This is a genomic window from Pseudoalteromonas sp. QJM3NY_12 (assembly GCF_056173165.1).
The window spans coordinates 787,501-808,273 of record NZ_CM149661.1 but is presented as its reverse complement, the minus strand read 5'-3'; the positions used below and the strand labels follow the sequence as shown (position 1 = coordinate 808,273).

The following is a 20,773-nucleotide window of genomic DNA, read 5'->3' as shown; positions in this document are numbered from 1 at the left end:
TTTTTTAGCTTATCTTTGTTTAATGAGTTGATTTAATTACTGCAATAAAGGGCGTAGATTGCTAGACTTAGCCGCAATTTAAATCACAAGGATCTGAGCTTTGCGAAACAAAATTTTTATACTCTCTTCGCTTTTTTGTGCCGTAACCACAACCGTGAATGCTGAACCCTGGGTAAAGCCTGATGACTATGGTCTTAGAGCAGATATACAACAGCTTGCCGATGCTGGCATTATTTTAGCGCCAGTAACAACGTATCCATTAATGTGGAAAAGCTTTATTAATGATGTAAATAATACGACGTTAGAACAATTACCTCCTCGCCTGCAGGATGCGTTATTGCGTGTGAAACATCGTTATAAGTCAGAAAATAGTGGTTCTCATAGTGTACAACTTTCAGCTTCCGCCAACTCAGATCCATTAGCCGTTACTAGCTTTGGGGCAACAAATACACAAGAGTCTGAATTAACAGTAGCTTATGCTTATCTAGGACATAACTTTGCGGCTAAAGTTGCGCTTAATCATCGTAGTGATGGCAAAAACTGTTTAGTCAATGGCAAAACAACTGACGATATAGCCAAAAATGAGCAAGTGCTAACAGACTGTAATGATACCTCTTTAGATGACAGCTATTTAGCTTATCGTATGGGTAATTGGATTGTAAGAGCAGGTGCCGTTGAGCAATTTTGGGGCCCAGGTGTTGATAACAGCTTAATTATGTCTGGTAATTCAAAGCCACTTCCCGCAATAAGCCTCAGTAGAGAACAAAGTAGCGCGTTCGAAACGCCCTGGCTTAGCTGGATTGGTCAGTGGAGCTTTACAGCACAAATGGCTAAGCTTGAGTCAACCCGAGTTGTACCTGATGCATTATTATGGAGTACTCGTTTAAATCTTCGTCCAATTCAACAATTAGAAATTGGCTTTAGTTGGTCAGCACAATGGGCTGGCAAGGGACAACCCAGTTCAGCAGGCGATTTTTTTGATTTAATAACCGGCGGAGGTGAATGTGTTGATGGTACCAATGATTGTGATGGTGAGCTTATAACTCGCTTGGGTAATCAACTCGCGGGCTTTGATATTCGTTGGTCTGACACTTTGTTTAATCAACCTTATGCGGTATATGCAAGCACGATTGGTGAAGATACCAGTGGCGGCATTAAGCCAGTAGACAGAGGCTATCTTGGTGGAATACAAACCACGACTCGTATTTATAATCAGAATATTTTATTTAACCTAGAATACACTGATACCGGCGTAGCGTGTTCTGCCACATCAGCAACTGAAAACTGCTTCTATGAGCACAGTATTTATAATTCAGGGTATCGTTACCATGGTCGCCCTATCGGCTCTACCTATGATAATGATGCGCAATCGCTAGTGTTAACCGTACTTGGGCAACTCTCAAGCGGAACTGACTGGCAAGTAAAATTACGTGATATAGACTACAACAGCGACAACCGTGACCGTTACCCAAATAACCCAGACTTAGGTAACTCGATTACCAAAACAGCATTTAGCTCTAAACAGCTTGAAGTACGTTACAGAATGCTTGCCATGGGGGGGCGCTTGACCCTTGGCGGACTTGCCTCTAATAACGATGGAGCAGAAAACGATACGTCTGCATTTGCAAAGTTCGAATATAACTTTTAGTTTTGCAAGCATTAAAAAAGGGGATAAACCAAAGTTTATCCCCTTTTTTATTTCACTAACTAGCTAGCTTTTAATTTTGCTAATCACTTTTGATGTAGAGCAACCATCTAAAAACTCAAGCACTTCTACTTTTCCGCCATGACGCAACACATGCTCGGCACCAGCAATTTGCTCAACGGTGTAATCACCACCTTTAACAAGAATATCTGGGCTAATTTGCTCAATTAGCTTTGCCGGTGTGTCATTTTCATCCTCACTGCCAAACGGAATAACCCAATCAACTGAGGCTAGTGCACTTAAAACCATAGCACGCTCATCTAATGGATTAATTGGGCGCTCAGGGCCTTTTAAACGGGTAATGGATTCATCGTTATTTAAACCAACCACTAATCTATCACCACGCGCTTTAGCTTGCGCTAAATAGCGCACATGGCCTGCATGCAAAATATCAAAACAGCCATTAGTAAATACAATGGTTTCTCCATTTTGCTTAGCAAATTCAATATGCTGTAATACATCATCAAATGGGGTTTGATAATGCTCGCCTGTGGCTTGTAAGTATTGGCCTAACTTGCGACTCAACTCTTCAGGAGAAACGGTCGCCGCTCCCAATTTACTTACTGCAATACCGGCAGCTAAGTTTGCAATTTCGACTGCATCTTTGGCGGTCATACCCGCACCTAGCATTACAGCTAATGTAGCAATAACAGTATCGCCCGCACCGGTTACATCACTTACTTCGAGTTGTTGCGCTGCAAAGTCATGCTTTTGCGTTGCATCAATTAGCGACATACCTTGTTCTGAGCGTGTTAGTAGCATGGCGTTAATACCCGCATCACTAATCAGGGTACGCGCGCTGCTAGCAAGCAACTCTTCTGAACCAACCTGACCACCCGCTAATTTAAACTCATTTAAATTAGGGGTTATGTAATCAGCTCCACGGTACAACTCTAAATCAGATGATTTAGGGTCAACAAGCACGGTTTTACCTGCATCTTTAGCAACCGAAATCATTTTTTGGATTAGCGCGAGTGAGCCCTTGTTGTAATCAGAAAATACAATAAAGTCGTAATTATCAAGCACCAGCTCTAATCGATTTAATAACAACTGGCTATGAGACTCATTAAAAGCCTCTTCTAAATCTAAACGCACAACTTGCTGATGACGACTGATCACCCGCATTTTAGAAATAGTGGGCAAATCACATACACTCACAAGCTGTGAATTTATTTTTTCACCTTCTAGAATGTTTTCTAAAATTTGTCCGCTTTCATCCTCGCCAATTAGGCCGAGTAAACCTACTTTGCCATCTAGACGGGCTATATTTTTAGCCACATTGGCAGCACCACCGGCTTTGTCTTCAAATTTACTAACTTTTACAACGGGTACTGGTGCCTCTGGCGAAATACGGCCAGAATCACCATACCAGTAGCGGTCGAGCATAACATCGCCAACCACTAGAATACGTGCTGCTGATAAGTTTTTTAATAGCGATAAATCCATTATTGCTGCTCCGCAACAACCATATCCATGGCTTCACACAACCAATGGCCGATAAACATGTGAGCTTCTTGAATACGGGCTGTTTCATCATTTTTAATAATAATAGGTAACTTGGCGATATCTTTTACTTTCCCCCCATCGCGACCTGTAAATGCAACAGTAAACGCCCCTACTTCATTAGCGGCTTCTAACGCTAAATTAATATTATTACTGGTGCCCGATGTAGTTAAGCCAATTACAATATCTTCAGGTTTACATAGCGCCTGTACTTGGCGTTCAAATACCGTATCAAAATGATAGTCATTACTGTGCGCTGTTAAAATAGAGGTGTCTGTGGTTAGAGCAATAGACGCTAGCGGTCCTCGCTCTAACTTATAACGTACCACAAACTCTGCAGCCAAATGCTGAGCATCAGCCGCACTGCCGCCATTACCAAACCAAACAACCTTACCACCAGCCTGTAAAGCACTATGACATGCTTCTAACAACTGCATTACCTCTTGATGATACGCCTCCATGGTTTCGAACAATACTTGGTGACGATTTAAACTTTCTAGGTAGCTAGTTGCCACTGAATCTATAATTGACATGAGATATTCCTCTTGGAACTGAAATGGCAGGAAAAATTAATATCATTATTCCATAATTTTATAGCCAAATCACCTCTATATAACTAAATTAAAGCACGGGCAGAAAGTTATTATTCAGATAAAGAAGGGTTTTTGCGTTGTTACCTTTTTCAAGTAGCTATTTTATATTGGTGTATTTAGATAAAAACGATTTCACGTTAAACTAGCGTCACTTTCATTTACATAAAGCACAGTATGGCACGCCTTTTTTATTCACTCGCATTAATTATTATTAGCCCGCTGATCGTATTTTACTTATATGTATTAAGAGGTAAAAAAAACGCAGGATATCGCGCTTATTTTAAGGAACGTTTTGGCTTCATAAGCCGCGCTTTATTTTCAAATAACAACAAACCGGTTGTATTTCATTGTGCTTCTGTTGGCGAGGTGTTAGCTGCCACTCCTTTAATTAAAGCCCTACAACATGAACAACCGCAGTTAAATATTTTAATTACCTGCAATACTCCAACAGGACGAGAGCAAGTTACCGCACAATTTAAAAACAGCGTTGCTGTTAGTTATTTACCAATTGATTTTCCTATGGCCACCACTCGCTTTTTAAAACGAGTAAAACCGCAATTACTCTGTATTTTAGAAACTGAACTATGGCCGAACTTAATGGCTAATGCACACAGACAAAATATACCTGTATTGGTTGTTAACGCGCGTCTATCTGAAAAGTCTCAGCAAGGCTACGAAAAAGTGGCCCAGCTAACTCGCAGTATCATGCAATCAATTACCGCACTTGCAAGTCATGACAAAACCGATGCAAATCGCTTTATTGAATTAGGACTACCCGCTGAAAAAAGCCATGTAACGGGATCAATAAAATTTGATATTACCCCAACCACTGCGCAACTCAATAAAGTCGCCTCTTTAAAGCAAGATTATAAAAAAGCAGAACGCTTTATATGGGTCGCAGGTTCTACACACCCTATAGAGCATGAGTTTATTTTAGCAGCCCACCAGCAACTACTGGAAACACACCCTGACGCTTTGCTAATCATTGCGCCACGTCATCCCGAACAATTTGATAAAGTTGCAGAGCTACTGACTCACTCGAATCTTAGCTTTAGTCGCCGCAGTCAAAAAAAATATAATAATGAACAAGTTGTGTTAGCCGACACATTAGGTGAATTACAATATCTATATGGTGCCGCTGATATTAGTTTTATCGGTGGCAGTTTAATTCGCCGTGGTGGCCATAATCCATTAGAGTCGGCAGCTTTTGCAGTGGGTGTACTTACCGGCCCTCATACCTACAACTTTGACCATGTTTACCCTGAACTTATTAAACTCAAAGGCGCCCATGTGGTTGAAAATACTGACGAACTGGTGCTTGCATTGCTTCGCTTGATTAAAAACACTAAAGCGTGTGATATTCTTGGCAGTAAAGCAGCTCAGTGCGTCGCTAAAAACCAAGGCGCTATTGCCAAAACGCTTGCTATTATAACTCCTTATTTAGAGCCAAAACCGTGACCAACTTAGCTATATCTCAAACCCGTGAATGGGTAAGCGCTGTGATTGTAAAATACAATTTTTGTCCATTTGCCCGTAAAGAAGTTGAAAATAACTGTATTCACTACACCATCAGTAACGCCTCAAAAATTGATGATGCTGTTATGGATATGCTTGAACAATGTACCCAGCTTGACCGTGATCCTCAGCGTGAAACAACTTTATTAATACTTGATAATGGCTTTACTGATTTTGAAGATTTTTTAGACCTTGTTGATTTAGCCAATGCGCTATTAGTTGCACAAGGTTTTGAGGGGAAGTACCAAATTGCAAACTTTCATCCTGACTATGTTTTTGCTGATAGTGATGAAGATGACGCTGCAAATTATACTAATCGCTCGCCTTTTCCTACTTTACACTTAATACGTGAGGCAAGTATGAGCGCGGCACTAGATGAATACAACGAGCCGGAGTCAATTCCTGAACACAATATCAACTTAGCTCGCCGTAAAGGCATTCACTTTTGGCAGCAGCTACTTGAAAATTGCAAAAAACCGAGCGCATAAGCTCGGTTTTTGGTTTTTAATAATGCGCAGAGTTATTTTTTAACCCACTCACCATTAACTTCAACAAAATGCCCTGCTTGGGTTTTTTCAATGGTTTTTGCCGCCGCTAGTGCTTCTACTTGAGCAAGTGACAGGTTGTTCTTTTTCGCAAGTTTTAAATATTGTGCTTTGCGCTTTGCGTTAATTTCATCAACAACCGCTTTAGCCTCTGCATTTTGTACAACCAAACCTAAATAACCTGAGCTATCTTCACCCACAAGCCCTTGGTTTTTAGCATCATCTAAACTAATTGCCCAAGCAGAAAATGACAATAAAGCGGCACTTAAAAGTGTGATCACGTTTAACTTTTTATTTTTTAATAAACTCATAATTGCTCCTTAGAATAACTCACTGTCATCGCTAAATAAGTCATCTAGCTCTTTATCAACTTTTACGCGAATTTCATGATCAACCTTCACATTTAAATTAATGGTGATAGGCTCTTTCGCTGCCACTTCAACGCGGTGCGTACATGCACTAAGCAACCCCAGTGCTGTAAGTATTATCAGCCATTTAGTCATTTTTAGTTCCTTTTGTTGAATACTCTTGTTCAACTTTTTGAGTAATTTCATCACTTAAGCGCAATGCTCTTAAGAGTGTAAAAACATTTTCTTCATGGTTGTAGTTAAAGTTAACTTGCTGCGCCTGTTCCTTATTGTATCCCTTTAAGTTTACACCTAAATAAAGCCAACCGTCAGGCTTTAAGTCAACACTACTGTTTAAGCTCTGAATGTCTAAATCTTCCAACAAGCTTAAAATCGGGTCCAGTTCTTGTTGCTGAGCTTTAACTGCATCAAAAGCTGCATTGTCAGTAATAACTAGTTTACCTGTTCCTTGGTTAGATACTTCACCGGATTTTACCGAAATACCTTGTTGATCAAAGTAAACGGGTAAGCGGCCATTCACTCGACCAGTTAGTGTAATGCCTGATTTATCATCTAAGGTAATAAGTTTACTCGCATCAATATTTTCAAATGTGACCAAAGACTGCTGCGCTTTTTCCGTCACTTTGTAGCTATCCAAAGCAAAACGACCACCCAGTACATCAGCAGTTATTTCTTCAGCGCGAGCAATAGAGTTCTCAACACTAAAATTACCGACAATGTTACACACAATAGCACCTGCTCGTAACTCATTTAATTCAAATGTAGTAGGAGCCACATTAAGCTGCCCTGAATCATAAGAACCCGTTAAGCGACTGCTAAAATGCGTAGCTAAATAATCGTTGTATAAGCCACTTACCTGTTCTACTTGAAATGCAAACTCAGCCTGCTGTAAATTAACATCTCCGCGAACAACCCCATTAAAGCTACCGTCGGTCAGCGTGGCTAATGGTTCAAACTGCTGTAAAACAGGGTTAAGTTTAGTCACAGCTTGATCTGCAACTGTTATCTCAAATGGATGTTCCACAGCAGATATGTGGTGACTGGCTACCAACTCAATACCATCAATAAATACATGATGTGAGGCTTGAAGCGCCCGACTTTGCAGGCCTTTAGAGCTTATGCGAATATTACTTAGGTTTAAAAGATCACTGTTAAGTTGGGTAAGTTTAGTTTCACTGTTTAAATCGGCAAATAATTCGCCAACAGCCAAACTAGAAGATGCTGATAATTGATTATTTACACCACGCACTTGGTATTGCTCATAAGCCACTGAGCGTAATTGGCTATCCAAGCTTGCATTGATATTTTTTTTATCGTCAAGCTCAGTCGTAAACTGTGCCTTGTAGCCCTTTACTGTTAATTTATCAAAACTAAGCTCAGCAAAAGCAATCTCGCTGGTTATTTTCGCATTTTTTTTATGTTGTAAAACATCCGCTATTTTAAATTGACCTGTGCTTGCTACCTTTTTAGCTGATGCGGGTAAAAAACCAGGCAGCTCATCAACTTTTAATTGGTAGTTGCCATTCACAGCCAAGTTATTTAAAGCTGCATCTATTTCTATATGCTCAACGTCTTCACTGATAAACAATAATTTAATATTGCCTTTGGCATACTCTAACGGCTGCTGAATGTTAATTGCTAGGTTTTTCAGGCTCAGCTTCGTTTCACTATTTTTAGTGTTTAATAGCATTGACGGTATAACAAGTTGTCCGTTTTCAAACTTTACCGTATCACTAAGCATCAATTGCCATTTTAACGGCAGCTGCTTGGCTACAAATTCACGCTGTGATTGATTGCTTATAAGCGTCAAACAATCACTATCAAACGTTACCAAGCTGGTTAATTGCTGTGTATTTAACAAGGCTTTTTTATCGTTAAAGTGATAGTAAATATTCATATCACCAAAAGCCTTTAGCGTTACTGGGCATTTACTAAATTGCTGTGTAAACTCAGCATCTATATTTGATTTTATATCAACGGATAACCCATCAAAGGTGAACTCATGCCCACTGTTTAATGAAAGCGCGGGTATCGGCTTTATCTTTGTTAGTAATCCATCAGCTAACTTAAAGTGACCAGTAATTTTATGATTACTGACTGTTACCTCTGCGATTGCATCACCTGAAATCACAAATGTATTTAGCTTCTCTTCACCAATGCTAACTACCAGTTCATTATGAAGTTGTGGGTGGGTAATTAACAATCTTTTGATATCAATTTTCGGCCGCTCTTTGGGTAAACTAAGTGCCAGCTTTTTGAAGGAATTATTACTTGCTGAGACACTCTCGCTATCATTTAAACGAAGATTAGCGCGGCCAACAGTTATTTTTTTTGTATCAGCCACAATGCTACCAAGCTCAATTTGATGGCCTTGGTAAGTCAAACATAACCGGTTTACGTTTAAGCTAATATTTGCATTTAGTGACCAATCTAAACAATGTAGTTCAACGCCAGATTGGCTCAAAGATGGCGCTATAGCCCATTGAGTTATAGGCATACGAAATACATAACCCAGTGTTAGAACACTCAGAAATAAAAACACGATTCCCCATGCGATGCGTTTGATCATACTATCCTTAATTTGAACCTTGAACCTTGAACCTTGAACCTTGAACCTTGAACCTTGAACCTTGAACCTTGAACCTTGAACAGTCTAAACAAAAAAGGCTGCACAAGGCAGCCTTTTTATCTTACATCTAGATCATGAATCTAGCGTGTATATTAACCTACATTTTTACGCGCATTTCTAAACATACGCATCCATGGGCTATCCTCAGCCCACTCATCTGGGTGCCAAGAGTTAGCAACCGCACGGAATACACGTTCAGGGTGTGGCATCATTACAGTTGCACGACCATCTGTTGATGTAATACCGGTGATCCCCTCAGGTGAACCATTCGGGTTTGCTGGGTACTGTGTTGTTGGGTTACCGTAGTTATCAACAAACTTAACCGCTACGGTGCCGCTTGCAAGTGCAGCCTTTGTTGCCGCTTCATTTGCAAATTCTGCATGACCTTCACCATGTGAAACTGCAATTGGCATACGTGAACCTGCCATACCATTAAAGAACACCGATGGGTTTTCTTGAATTTCAACCAGACTAAAGCGTGCTTCAAAACGCTCTGACTTATTAGTTACAAAGCGCGGCCAATGTTCAGTACCTGGAATCAACTCTTTTAATGTTGATAGCATCTGACAACCGTTACATACACCTAAGCTAAAGGTATCTTCACGATGGAAGAAGCTTTGGAACTGATCGCGTGCCATATCGTTAAACAATATTGACTTAGCCCAGCCTTCACCAGCGCCTAATACGTCACCGTAAGAGAAGCCACCACACGCCACTAAACCTTTAAACTGTTCAAGCGTTAAACGACCTTCTAAAATATCACTCATGTGAACATCTACCGCAGCAAAACCAGCACGGTTAAACGCAGCAGCCATTTCTAGGTGCGAGTTAACGCCTTGCTCACGTAAAATAGCCATTTGTGGCTTAGCACCTGTCGCAATGTACGGTGCAGCTATATCTTCGTTTAAGTCAAAGTTAAGTTTAACGTTTAAGCCTGGGTCTTTTGCATCAAATTTAGCGTCAAATTCTTGCTTAGCACACTCAGGGTTATCACGACGCGCTTGCATCTGGTAGGTTGTTTCGGCCCAAATTGTACGAAGCTCAGTACGCGTATGATTAAGTACTGTTTGCTCACCACGATTAAATACAATGTTATCGTCATTATTAAGCGAGCCAATCACATGGCTAATTGCGGCAACACCATGCTGCTCAAATACAGCATTTACAGCATCTAAATCACTGTTTGCTACTTGAATTACAGCACCTAACTCTTCGTTATAAAGCGCTTCAATATCCGAGCCAGTCAAAGTCGCTAAATCTACGGTTACACCGGTGTGTCCGGTAAACGCCATTTCAGCGATAGTAGTAAACAAGCCACCGTCTGAACGGTCGTGATACGCAAGTAGCTTACTATCAGCCACTAGCGCCTGCATAGCATTGTAAAAGCCTTTTAATAACTCAGGGCTGTCTACATCAGGAGTAACATCACCAAGCTGCTTATAAACTTGTGCAAGGCTTGATGCGCCCATACGGTTTTTACCCGCACCTAAATCAACTAATATAAGCGATGTCTCACCTTTATCAGTGCGCAGCTGTGGAGTGACGGTTTTACGCACATCATCAACGCGGCCAAACGCTGTAATAATCAGTGATAAAGGTGATGTTACTGATTGCTCAGTTGTATCATCTTCATTTTTCCATGTCGTTTTCATTGACATAGAATCTTTACCTACTGGGATTGTTAACCCAAGTGCTGGACATAACTCTTCACCTACGGCTTTTACCGCTTCATATAGACCTGCGTCTTCGCCAGGGTGACCCGCAGCCGCCATCCAGTTTGCAGATAACTTAATGTTTTCTAAGCCACCAATATTAGCACCAGCAATATTTGTAAGAGACTCGGCCACAGCCAAACGTGCTGAGGCGCCATAATTAAGTAATGCAGCTGGAGTACGTTCACCTAGTGACATAGCTTCACCGTGGTAGGTATCGTACGTTGCTGCGGTAACTGCACAGTTAGCCACAGGCACTTGCCATGGGCCTACCATTTGATCGCGCGCTACTAAACCAGTTACAGAGCGATCGCCAATAGTAATCAGGAAGGTTTTTTCTGCAATGGTTGGTAAACGTAATAAACGCTGCGCTGCATCCGCAGGATTAATAGCATCCATATCAAGTGCAGTGCCTACTACTTGTTGCGACGTAACATCACGATGCATTTTAGGTGCTTTACCTAGTAATACATCCAGTGGTAAATCTACAGGGCTGTTATCAAAATGACTATCGGCAACCGTTAAATGACGCTCTTCTGTCGCTTCACCAATAACTGCATATTGTGCGCGCTCACGCTTACAAATTGCTTCAAAGCGTGCAAAATCTTCAACGCCCACAGCAAGTACATAGCGCTCTTGCGATTCATTACACCAAATTTCGTGTGGTGCCATGCCCGGCTCATCATTAGGGATATCGCGCAGCTGGAATTTACCACCACGGCCACCATCATCTACAAGCTCAGGGAATGCATTTGATAAACCACCGGCGCCCACATCGTGTATAAACGCAATAGGGTTTGCATCACCTAGCTGCCAACATTTGTCGATCACTTCTTGACAACGACGTTCCATTTCTGGGTTTTCACGTTGAACAGAAGCAAAATCTAAATCTTCGTTTGATTGACCCGATGCCATGCTAGATGCAGCACCACCGCCTAAACCAATGTTCATTGCAGGGCCGCCAAGCGCAATCAGTTTTGCGCCTACTGGAATATCGCCTTTTTGAACATGATCAGCACGAATATTACCTAAACCACCGGCAAGCATAATTGGCTTGTGGTAACCACGTACCTCTTCACCATTATGACTCGTTACTTTTTCTTCGTATGTACGGAAATAACCTAAAAGATTAGGACGACCAAACTCATTATTAAACGCAGCACCACCTAATGGGCCTTCAGTCATAATATCAAGGGCATTCACTATGCGCCCTGGCTTACCAAAATCACTTTCCCAAGGTTGTTCAAAACCAGGAATACGTAAGTTAGATACAGTAAAGCCCACTAAGCCGGCTTTTGGTTTTGAACCACGGCCAGTTGCACCTTCATCGCGAATCTCACCGCCCGACCCTGTTGCCGCACCAGAAAAGGGCGCAATTGCCGTTGGGTGGTTATGGGTTTCAACCTTCATTAATATTTCAATGTCTTCTTGATGATACGCATATTCACCTTGCGCATTCGGGAAGAAGCGACCCGCCTTTGAGCCTTTCATTACGGCTGCGTTATCTTTATAAGCAGACAGTACATTTTCAGGGTTATGCTCAAAGGTATTTTTAATCATTTTAAACAGCGACTTTGGCTGTTCAATACCATCGATAGTCCAATCAGCATTAAATATTTTATGACGACAATGCTCTGAGTTTGCTTGTGCAAACATGAATAATTCGATGTCGTTAGGATTGCGCCCTAACTTGATGAAGTTTTCCACTAAGTAGTCAATTTCATCATCAGCAAGTGCAAACCCTTGCTCTATATTGGCTACGGCTAATGCTTCGCGGCCGCCACCTAAAATATCAACTGATGACATTTGGCGAGGTGCATCACTGCGAAATAACTGCGCTGCATCTTCTAATTTACTATGAGTAGCTTCAGTCATACGGTCATGAAGAAGCGCAATAACGTGTGTAAGCTGCTCTGTACTTAAATCACCTTCAACATAGTAAGCAATACCACGTTCAACCCTGTGAACTTGTTTAAGCCCACAGTTATGAGCGATATCAGTCGCTTTTGAAGCCCATGGCGAAATAGTACCAGGTCGAGGCGTTACTAATACCAACTGACCCGCTGGCGTATGCTCAGCAATTGTTGGTCCATAGGTTAATAACTTTTCAAGTTTGGTTTGCTCATCATTGTTTAATGGCGATGTTAAATCGGCAAAGTGAGCGTATTCGGCATATACATTGGTGACAGGAAGTTGCGATTGTTGGCAACGCGCTAAAATTTTATTAACTCTGAACTCTGAAAGTGCTGGTGCACCACGAAGGATCAACATAAGTAATTTCACCCGGGGTTAGGGATTGAACGATATTTTAGGCGCGTATTATAGTCCAAATTACTCCCAGATTTAACTCAAAAATGCGCTTTTCATTAAATTAACTTTTTCTTTTTGTTTACACCTATTTTTTACTTACTGCGATTAAACGGTAAGTGACGTAATCAGTAAGTTTTGTTATAACAGGAGATACGATGCTAAAGAGGCGAATATGTTGAAGATAAAGCTAATAACAATTATTACGTTAGTCATCCTTTTGTGTGCCTGTAATACACAAGAGCAGTCAACACAGCTTGCCCAAATTAAATCAGAAAATAAAATTCGTGTGGGTACACTCGCCAGCGCAAGTAATTACTATCAAGCTGTTCAAGGTGAACAAGGGTTTGAATTTGAACTGTCTCAAGCATTCGCCGATTACCTTGGGGTAGAGCTTGAAATTGTGCCCTTTTTTAATTTATCCGATATGTTTGCGCGCTTAGATAGTGGCGATCTCGATTTAATTGCCTCTGGACTTACTTTTAACAAGGCGCGCGCCAAACGTTACCGCTATGGCCCAACTTACAGAACAATTAGTCAAAAATTAGTATTTAAACAAGGCCGTGAACGCCCTAGAGATTTTGATGATTTAACTGGTAACTTCACCGTTATTGCTAAAAGTAGTCACTCGCTCACATTAGAAGAAATACAACAAAACAACCCAGATTTAACTTGGAATGAAACCGAAGAGTTTGATGAAGAAGAGTTATTACAAGCCGTTATTGATGGTGAAATAGATTACACCTTGGCAGATTCTCATACATTAGCGTTGTTTAGGCGCTATCATCCTAACTTGAGTATTGGCTTTTCAGTTACGCGTAATGATTCAATTGCATGGATACTCAAAAAGTCGAATGATGATTCTTTATACGCATTGCTAGTTCCTTTTTTCGGTGAAGCAAAACAAAACAATCAACTTTATGTGCTTGAAGAGAAGTATTTTGGCCATGTACGTCAGTTTAATTACGTTAATACCTTAGCCTACATAGATGCAATAAAAGAAACACTGCCTAAATATCAACCTTGGTTTATGCAATATGCGGGTAGCCTTGATTGGCGCTTACTTGCTGCATTGAGTTATCAAGAGTCGATGTGGAACCCACGAGCTAAATCACCAACGGGTGTACGCGGTATTATGATGCTAACAAGGCGCACAGCAAAACAAGTCGGTGTTACTAATCGCTTGGAGCCAGAACAAAACATACGTGGCGGTGCTCAATACTTAGCTAAATTAATCAAGCGTATACCTGATAGAATCCCGCAGCCTGATCGTACTTGGCTTGCACTTGCCGCTTATAATGTTGGTTGGGGGCACGTCAATGATGCCCGCATAATTACCGAACAACAAGGAGCTAGTCCTGATAAATGGGCTGATGTTAAAAAGCGCTTACCATTACTAGTAAAAAAACGTCACTACCGTAATACCCGCTATGGCTATGCTCGCGGTGATGTTGCAGTGACTTACGTTGACAATATTCGTCGCTATTACGATGCGCTAGTTTGGCTTGATGAAAATAATGCAATGGCAACTACACCGCCAACTTCCGAAACAGAAAAAGAAAAAGAAACAAAAGATAAAAGCATTAAACCAGGTGATGCAAATCAACGTATTAGTGATGGCGTAGAAAAAGAAAAATAAAAGCGCTATGAAAATTTCGCGCTATATTAGCTACATGTTAGAAAAGCAAATAGTTGTTTACTTGCAATCAATTATTCAATAATCTGGCTCAATTGTATTAAAATCTGTGTCATCACCAAGCACATAAGGATAAGTAATGCTTAAACGTAGACGTACACATCAACTTAAACGTTGTATAAAGCACTCAACTGCGACTCGTCGTCGAGTGATGTTAAGAAATTTGCATAAAAAGGTTATCTGGCGTCGCCGCATGTTCGCTATGCAGCAAATGGCTGAGTTAGATGCTCTAATAGCGGCTGAAGACTAATCGCTGTTAAGGTTGCGAGCGGCTAGCTTTGCTGCTTTTATTTGTGCTCGGCGACGCTTAAAAAAACTAGAAATAGTCTCTGCACATTGTGTATCTAAAACCCCACCCGTTATTTCTACCTGATGGTTTAAACGAGGTTCTTGCAACAAGTTCATAATTGAACCAGCAGAACCCGTTTTAGCATCGGCAGCACCAAATACTAATCGTTTAATTCGGCTGTGCACCAATAAACCCGCACACATAGAGCACGGCTCTAACGTAACATACAAAGTGCAATCAATTAAGCGATAGTTATTAAGCACTTTGCCGGCTTCTCTTACCGCTATCATCTCAGCATGAGCCGACGGATCATTATCGGTAATTGAGCGATTATAACCCGCGCTTATAAGCTGATTATTTTTGACAATAATGGCGCCTACAGGTATCTCATCGAATTGCTCTGCTTGTTTTGCATACACAAGGGCTTGTTCCATCCAATATTGGTCGTCAAATGGCTCTGTCATGATTATTACTTAACTATTTTTTATGCCGTAATTATACCAACTTAGCGTAATAAAATGCGCTATTGATCACTTTATTGCAAAAATAAAACAAATTTAAGTGGTTTACCATGGCCCATAAGGCGAGATTTACGCTATAATCTCTCGCTTTTTTTATTTAGCTCACAACACGGGTAGCAAATGAAATTTCCTGGACGCCGCAGGCATAAACATTATTTTCCAGTGGAAGCCAAAGATCCACTGACCAATCAACTTAACGCCACAGAACGATTACACCGCAGCTATATTACGGGGATCGATCAAATCGTTGTTGATATAGAAGCTAAGGTTGACCAAGCTTTTCTCGATGAATTTCAATTGCGCCGAGGGATGTCGCAAGTTATAGATAATGACATCACTAATGCTTTATACGATCGCTTAAAACTAAACGATATGGTCGATTACGAATTCGCAGGAGGGACCGTTGGCAACACGATGCACAACTATTCCGTACTTGCTGATGATCGTTCGGTACTATTAGGCGTAATGAGCGAAAATATAAAAATAGGCAGTTATGCATATCGATTTTTATGTAATAACTCAAGTCGTGTAGATTTAGACTACTTACAACCAGTCGATGGTCCTATTGGCCGTTGCTTTACCTTGATTGATGAAACAGGTGAGCGCACGTTTGCTATTAGTGCTGGCCTGATGAATTACCTAAAGCCAGAGTCAATTGATAAAGAGCTAATAGAAGGCTCATCAGCATTAGTCATCAGTGCTTATTTAATGCGTACTCAAGGTGATGAAACCATGACCGAAGCGACTATGCAAGCAATCAAGTATGCTAACGATGCAAATGTACCCGTGGTATTAACACTGGGGACTAAGTTTCTTATCGAGCAGGACCCGACATGGTGGGCTAACTTTGTAGAAAAGCATGTTGATATACTTGCTATGAACGAAGAAGAAGGCCAAGCAATTACTGGATATGAAGATCCACTTCTTGCTGCTGACAAAGCATTAGATTGGGTTGACTTAGTTATTTGTACAGCCGGTGAAAAAGGCTTATTTATGGCTGGTTTTGTTGACGACAGCTGCAAACGTGAAACAGAGTATCCATTATTACCGGGTGCCATACCAGATTTTAATCGTTATGAATTTTCACGTGCAATGCGTAAAGTTGACTGTGAAAACCCTATAAAGGCATATAGCCATACAGCGCCGTTTATGGGCGGGCCTGACTCGATTAAAAATACCAATGGTGCCGGTGATTGCGCTTTAGCTGCTGTTTTACATGACTTATCAGCGAATGTTTATCATAAGTTGAATGTTGCGAACTCAGCAAAGCATCAGCAACAGGCTATTACCTACTCATCGCTCGCACAAATTAGTAAATACGCTAACCGTGCTAGCTTTGAAGTACTTGTACAGCATTCGCCTCGCTTATCACGTGGTTTGCCTGAGCGCGAAGATTGTTTAGAACAAGTGTATTGGGATCAATAAGATCCCATTACGCTAAACAAAGCTAAAATATCGATATATCAAGCTTTTTAGATAGCAGCTCTAATGCTGCTATTCCCGCCACTGAGTTACCAAAAGAGTTTAATCCAGGTGAATAGACTGCCACTGTAAATCTATTCGGCAACACCGCTAATATTGTTCCAGAAACACCCGATTTACCTGGCATGCCAACACGATAACCAAAATCACCTGCTGCGTCATATAACCCACTGGTAAACAACAACGAATTTAGTTGCTTGTTTTGACGACTAGAAAGTACTCGTTTTTTTGAGCTGTAATCTATCCCTTTATTGGCTAAAAAATTGTACGCCTTGGCAAGTTCAATACAATTAAGTTCTATGGCACAAAAATTAAAATACGACCAAAGGACATCATCTACTTCATTCTCAAAGTTACCGAATGATTTCATTAAATGTGCCATTGCCGCATTTCTATGCCTAAACTCATATTCTGAGTTAGCCACTTGCTTGTCAATTATAATACTGCGATTACCTGATAAATCGCGAAATGTTTCAAGCATAGAGTGCATAGGTGCAGATAAACGACTATACAGAGCATCACAGGTAACAATCGCTCCCGCATTAATAAATGGGTTACGTGGAATCCCTTTTTCAAACTCAAGCTGTGTCAGAGAGTTAAACGCCGTACCAGAAGGCTCTTTGCCAACTCTATTCCATAATTCATCGCCATAGCGTTGCAACGCTAATGTCAGAGTCATTACTTTAGATACAGATTGAATTGTGAAACGTTGCTCACAATCACCGGCGCAGAAAATTTCTCCGTCCGTAGTATAAATAGCAATAGAGAACTGCTCAGGAGAAACCTCTGCCAATGCCGGTATATAATCGGCAACTTTACCCTGCGTTAGTAAAGGCTTAACCTCTTGAGTTATCTCATTTAACACTCGTTGATAATCACTCGTTGGCAATCGACACCTCAATAATACGAAATCTAAAACCAAATTTTAACACGTCAGATCCATAACCGCATGGTAATGTTGAGCAAATAGGGGATTCGCTGATATCAATGAAAATATTTCACTACAAACTTCGAAACTATTACAGCATAAGCAAACCATAGTAAGGGCTTTAAGTTCCTACTTTTTTTACTTTAATCTGATGCCTTTAATTAGAGTCGGTGGGCTACTTCGTAGCCACAGCGCAGTAGAATATCGTAGTGCCCACAGCGGTAAAAAGTCACATAGCAAATGCGATGCTATCATTGTGTCGGGGCGGCCTTGTGCGGGGCTCGCCTTCGAGCTGTTTTGTTTGGCTACTGAGTTTGGCATGGGCTCTTAGATATTTACTAAACCCCAAACAGCAAAAAACCCGTTACATTGCTGTAACGGGTTTCTTTATTTGGATCCTGGTAATGTCCTACTTTCACATAACAAATGCTACACTATCATCGGCGCTGTTTCGTTTCACTACTGAGTTCGGCATGGGGTCAGGTGGGTCCAAAACGCTATTGTCACCAAGAAAATTCTTTTCAATTTTCTTATTATTAATTTTTAAATTTAAAGTCTTTCGACTAAATTTGGAGCCTGGTAATGACCTACTTTCACATAGCAAATGCTACACTATCATCGGCGCTGTTTCGTTTCACTACTGAGTTCGGCATGGGGTCAGGTGGGTCCAAAACGCTATTGTCACCAAGCAAATTTGGTTGTCAGTCCGTATCGCTACGTACTAACTAAAATTTGGAATTTCTGATAATAAAGTCTTCAAGTATCTACTTTAGTCTATTAACTTCTTCGCTTGTTTCACTATCACATAAAACGCGTTTGGCGTTGTATGGTTAAGCCTCACGGGTAATTAGTACAAGTTAGCTTAATGGCTCACACCACTTCCACATCTTGCCTATCAACGTTGTAGTCTTCAACGGCCCTTCAGAGACTTTAAAAGTCTAGTGAGAACTCATCTCGAGGCCTGCTTCGCGCTTAGATGCTTTCAGCGCTTATCAGTTCCGAACGTAGCTACCGGGCAATGCCATTGGCATGACAACCCGAACACCAGCGGTTCGTTCACTCCGGTCCTCTCGTACTAGGAGCAACCCCTCTCAATTCTCAAACGCCCACGGCAGATAGGGACCGAACTGTCTCACGACGTTCTAAACCCAGCTCGCGTACCACTTTAAATGGCGAACAGCCATACCCTTGGGACCGACTTCAGCCCCAGGATGTGATGAGCCGACATCGAGGTGCCAAACACCGCCGTCGATATGAACTCTTGGGCGGTATCAGCCTGTTATCCCCGGAGTACCTTTTATCCGTTGAGCGATGGCCCTTCCATTCAGAACCACCGGATCACTATGACCTACTTTCGTACCTGCTCGACGTGTCTGTCTCGCAGTTAAGCTGGCTTCTACCATTACACTAACCGTACGATGTCCGACCGTACTTAGCCAACCTTCGTGCTCCTCCGTTACTCTTTGGGAGGAGACCGCCCCAGTCAAACTACCCACCAGGCACTGTCCGTAACCCCGATTCAGGGGCCAACGTTAGAACATCAAAACTACAAGGGTGGTATTTCAAGGACGACTCCACAAAAACTAGCGTCTCTGCTTCAAAGTCTCCCACCTATCCTACACATGTAGGTTCAATGTTCAGTGCCAAGCTGTAGTAAAGGTTCACGGGGTCTTTCCGTCTAGCCGCGGGTACACAGCATCTTCACTGCGATTTCAATTTCACTGAGTCTCGGGTGGAGACAGCGTGGCCATGGTTACACCATTCGTGCAGGTCGGAACTTACCCGACAAGGAATTTCGCTACCTTAGGACCGTTATAGTTACGGCCGCCGTTTACCGGGGCTTCGATCAAGAGCTTCTCCGAAGATAACCCCATCAATTAACCTTCCGGCACCGGGCAGGTGTCACACCGTATACGTCATCTTGCGATTTTGCACAGTGCTGTGTTTTTAATAAACAGTCCCAGCCACCTGGTCACTGCGGCTCCAATCAGCTTAGAGAGCAAGTCTCATCACCAATCGGAGCGTACCTTCTCCCGAAGTTACGGTACGATTTTGCCTAGTTCCTTCACCCGAGTTCTCTCAAGCGCCTTAGTATTCTCTACCTGACCACCTGTGTCGGTTTGGGGTACGATTCGGTATAATCTGAAGCTTAGAGGCTTTTCCTGGAAGTATGGCATCAGCAACTTCATCACCGTAGTGACTCGTCTCGTGTCTCAGCCTAACAGCAACCCGGATTTACCTAAGTCGCTAGCCTACACACTTTCACATGGACTACCATCGCCATGCTTGCTTAGCCTGCTCCGTCCCCCCATCGCAATTATACCAAGTACGGAAATATTAATCCGTTTCCCATCGACTACGCCTTTCGGCCTCGCCTTAGGGGTCGACTTACCCTACCCTGATTAACATGGGATAGGAACCCTTGGTCTTCCGGCGTGCGGGTTTTTCACCCGCATTATCGTTACTCATGTCAGCATTCGCACTTCTGATACGTCCAGCATACCTCCCGGTACACCTTCAACCGCTTACAGAACGCTCCCCTACCACTCAGAATAAATTCTGAATCCGCAGCTTCGGTGCATAGTTTAGCCCCGTTACATCTTCCGCGCAGACCGACTCGACCAGTGAGCTATTACGCTTTCTTTAAAGGATGGCTGCTTCTAAGCCAACCTCCTGGCTGTCTGGGCCTTTCCACATCGTTTCCCACTTAACTATGACTTTGGGACCTTAGCTGGCGGTCTGGGTTGTTTCCCTCTTCACGACGGACGTTAGCACCCGCCGTGTGTCTCCCGGATATTACTTTACGGTATTCGGAGTTTGCAAAGGGTTGGTAAGTCGGGATGACCCCCTAGCCTTAACAGTGCTCTACCCCCGTAAGTATTCGTCCGAGGCTCTACCTAAATAGATTTCGGGGAGAACCAGCTATCTCCCGGTTTGATTAGCCTTTCACTCCTAACCACAGGTCATCCCCTAACTTTTC

Annotated in this window: 14 protein-coding genes and 3 rRNA genes (1 of these 17 cut by a window edge); 6 read left to right on the top strand and 11 right to left on the bottom strand. The window is 42.0% G+C overall.

What is annotated here, in order from left to right; all coding sequences use genetic code 11:
* The first annotated feature begins 100 nt into the window (after positions 1-100).
* Positions 101-1,648, top strand: a complete 1,548-nt coding sequence (locus AC0VZ5_RS03755) for a capsule assembly Wzi family protein (RefSeq protein WP_475474350.1) — start codon at positions 101-103, stop codon at positions 1,646-1,648.
* 63 nt (positions 1,649-1,711) lie between these two features.
* On the opposite strand, the gene hldE is transcribed toward AC0VZ5_RS03755, so the two are convergent.
* Both hldE and AC0VZ5_RS03745 read right to left on the bottom strand, forming a co-directional pair.
* Positions 1,712-3,151, bottom strand: a complete 1,440-nt coding sequence (hldE, locus tag AC0VZ5_RS03750) for a bifunctional D-glycero-beta-D-manno-heptose-7-phosphate kinase/D-glycero-beta-D-manno-heptose 1-phosphate adenylyltransferase HldE (RefSeq protein ID WP_475474348.1) — start codon at positions 3,149-3,151, stop codon at positions 1,712-1,714.
* The gene (locus tag AC0VZ5_RS03745; RefSeq protein ID WP_290171007.1) at positions 3,151-3,741 is read right to left on the bottom strand and encodes a D-sedoheptulose-7-phosphate isomerase; all 591 of its coding nucleotides are present in this window, start codon (positions 3,739-3,741) and stop codon (positions 3,151-3,153) included. Before AC0VZ5_RS03745 ends, hldE begins: the two co-directional genes overlap by 1 nt.
* A gap of 234 nt (positions 3,742-3,975) precedes the next feature.
* Here AC0VZ5_RS03745 and waaA point away from each other — a divergent pair, with 234 nt between their 5' ends.
* Both waaA and AC0VZ5_RS03735 read left to right on the top strand, forming a co-directional pair.
* Positions 3,976-5,259, top strand: coding sequence for a lipid IV(A) 3-deoxy-D-manno-octulosonic acid transferase (waaA, locus tag AC0VZ5_RS03740; protein WP_475474346.1), 1,284 nt, complete (start codon positions 3,976-3,978; stop codon positions 5,257-5,259).
* Complete coding sequence (locus AC0VZ5_RS03735; RefSeq protein WP_475474345.1) at positions 5,256-5,804, top strand: DUF1415 domain-containing protein; 549 nt, start codon at positions 5,256-5,258, stop codon at positions 5,802-5,804. The genes waaA and AC0VZ5_RS03735 overlap by 4 nt, the downstream gene beginning before the upstream one ends.
* 32 nt (positions 5,805-5,836) lie before the next feature.
* On the opposite strand, the gene AC0VZ5_RS03730 is transcribed toward AC0VZ5_RS03735, so the two are convergent.
* From AC0VZ5_RS03730 to purL, 4 genes are all read right to left on the bottom strand, one after another.
* On the bottom strand, positions 5,837-6,172 hold the full coding sequence (locus AC0VZ5_RS03730; protein ID WP_008115577.1) for a YdbL family probable chaperone protein: 336 nt from the start codon (positions 6,170-6,172) through the stop codon (positions 5,837-5,839).
* A gap of 9 nt (positions 6,173-6,181) precedes the next feature.
* Positions 6,182-6,364: a YnbE family lipoprotein gene (locus AC0VZ5_RS03725; protein ID WP_008115575.1), complete on the bottom strand. Its 183-nt coding sequence runs from the start codon at positions 6,362-6,364 to the stop codon at positions 6,182-6,184.
* Positions 6,357-8,798 (bottom strand): intermembrane phospholipid transport YdbH family protein, encoded by a 2,442-nt coding sequence (locus AC0VZ5_RS03720; RefSeq protein WP_475474343.1) that lies wholly within the window; start codon positions 8,796-8,798, stop codon positions 6,357-6,359. Before AC0VZ5_RS03720 ends, AC0VZ5_RS03725 begins: the two co-directional genes overlap by 8 nt.
* A 152-nt stretch (positions 8,799-8,950) precedes the next feature.
* Positions 8,951-12,841 (bottom strand): phosphoribosylformylglycinamidine synthase, encoded by a 3,891-nt coding sequence (gene purL / locus AC0VZ5_RS03715; protein WP_475474342.1) that lies wholly within the window; start codon positions 12,839-12,841, stop codon positions 8,951-8,953.
* Positions 12,842-13,052: 211 nt separating this feature from the next.
* Between purL and mltF the strand changes: the two genes are divergently transcribed.
* Complete coding sequence (mltF, locus tag AC0VZ5_RS03710) at positions 13,053-14,516, top strand: membrane-bound lytic murein transglycosylase MltF (RefSeq protein ID WP_475474340.1); 1,464 nt, start codon at positions 13,053-13,055, stop codon at positions 14,514-14,516.
* 136 nt (positions 14,517-14,652) lie between these two features.
* Positions 14,653-14,823 carry a hypothetical protein gene (locus tag AC0VZ5_RS03705; RefSeq protein WP_475474338.1) on the top strand — a complete coding sequence of 57 codons (171 nt, stop codon included), beginning with the start codon at positions 14,653-14,655 and terminating at the stop codon, positions 14,821-14,823.
* Here AC0VZ5_RS03705 and tadA read toward each other — a convergent pair.
* On the bottom strand, positions 14,820-15,326 hold the full coding sequence (gene tadA / locus AC0VZ5_RS03700; protein ID WP_475474336.1) for a tRNA adenosine(34) deaminase TadA: 507 nt from the start codon (positions 15,324-15,326) through the stop codon (positions 14,820-14,822). The genes AC0VZ5_RS03705 and tadA overlap by 4 nt on opposite strands.
* A gap of 177 nt (positions 15,327-15,503) precedes the next feature.
* Here tadA and AC0VZ5_RS03695 point away from each other — a divergent pair, with 177 nt between their 5' ends.
* Positions 15,504-16,808: an inosine/guanosine kinase gene (locus AC0VZ5_RS03695; RefSeq protein WP_036985324.1), complete on the top strand. Its 1,305-nt coding sequence runs from the start codon at positions 15,504-15,506 to the stop codon at positions 16,806-16,808.
* Positions 16,809-16,830: 22 nt separating this feature from the next.
* On the opposite strand, the gene glsB is transcribed toward AC0VZ5_RS03695, so the two are convergent.
* The 4 genes from glsB to AC0VZ5_RS03675 form a co-directional block, all read right to left on the bottom strand.
* Positions 16,831-17,754, bottom strand: a complete 924-nt coding sequence (gene glsB / locus AC0VZ5_RS03690; RefSeq protein WP_475474334.1) for a glutaminase B — start codon at positions 17,752-17,754, stop codon at positions 16,831-16,833.
* A gap of 435 nt (positions 17,755-18,189) precedes the next feature.
* Positions 18,190-18,304 (bottom strand): 5S ribosomal RNA (gene rrf, locus AC0VZ5_RS03685).
* 63 nt (positions 18,305-18,367) lie between these two features.
* Positions 18,368-18,482: ribosomal RNA gene (gene rrf, locus AC0VZ5_RS03680) — 5S ribosomal RNA — on the bottom strand.
* Positions 18,483-18,619: 137 nt separating this feature from the next.
* Positions 18,620-20,773: ribosomal RNA gene (locus tag AC0VZ5_RS03675) — 23S ribosomal RNA — on the bottom strand; it runs 731 nt beyond the window's last position.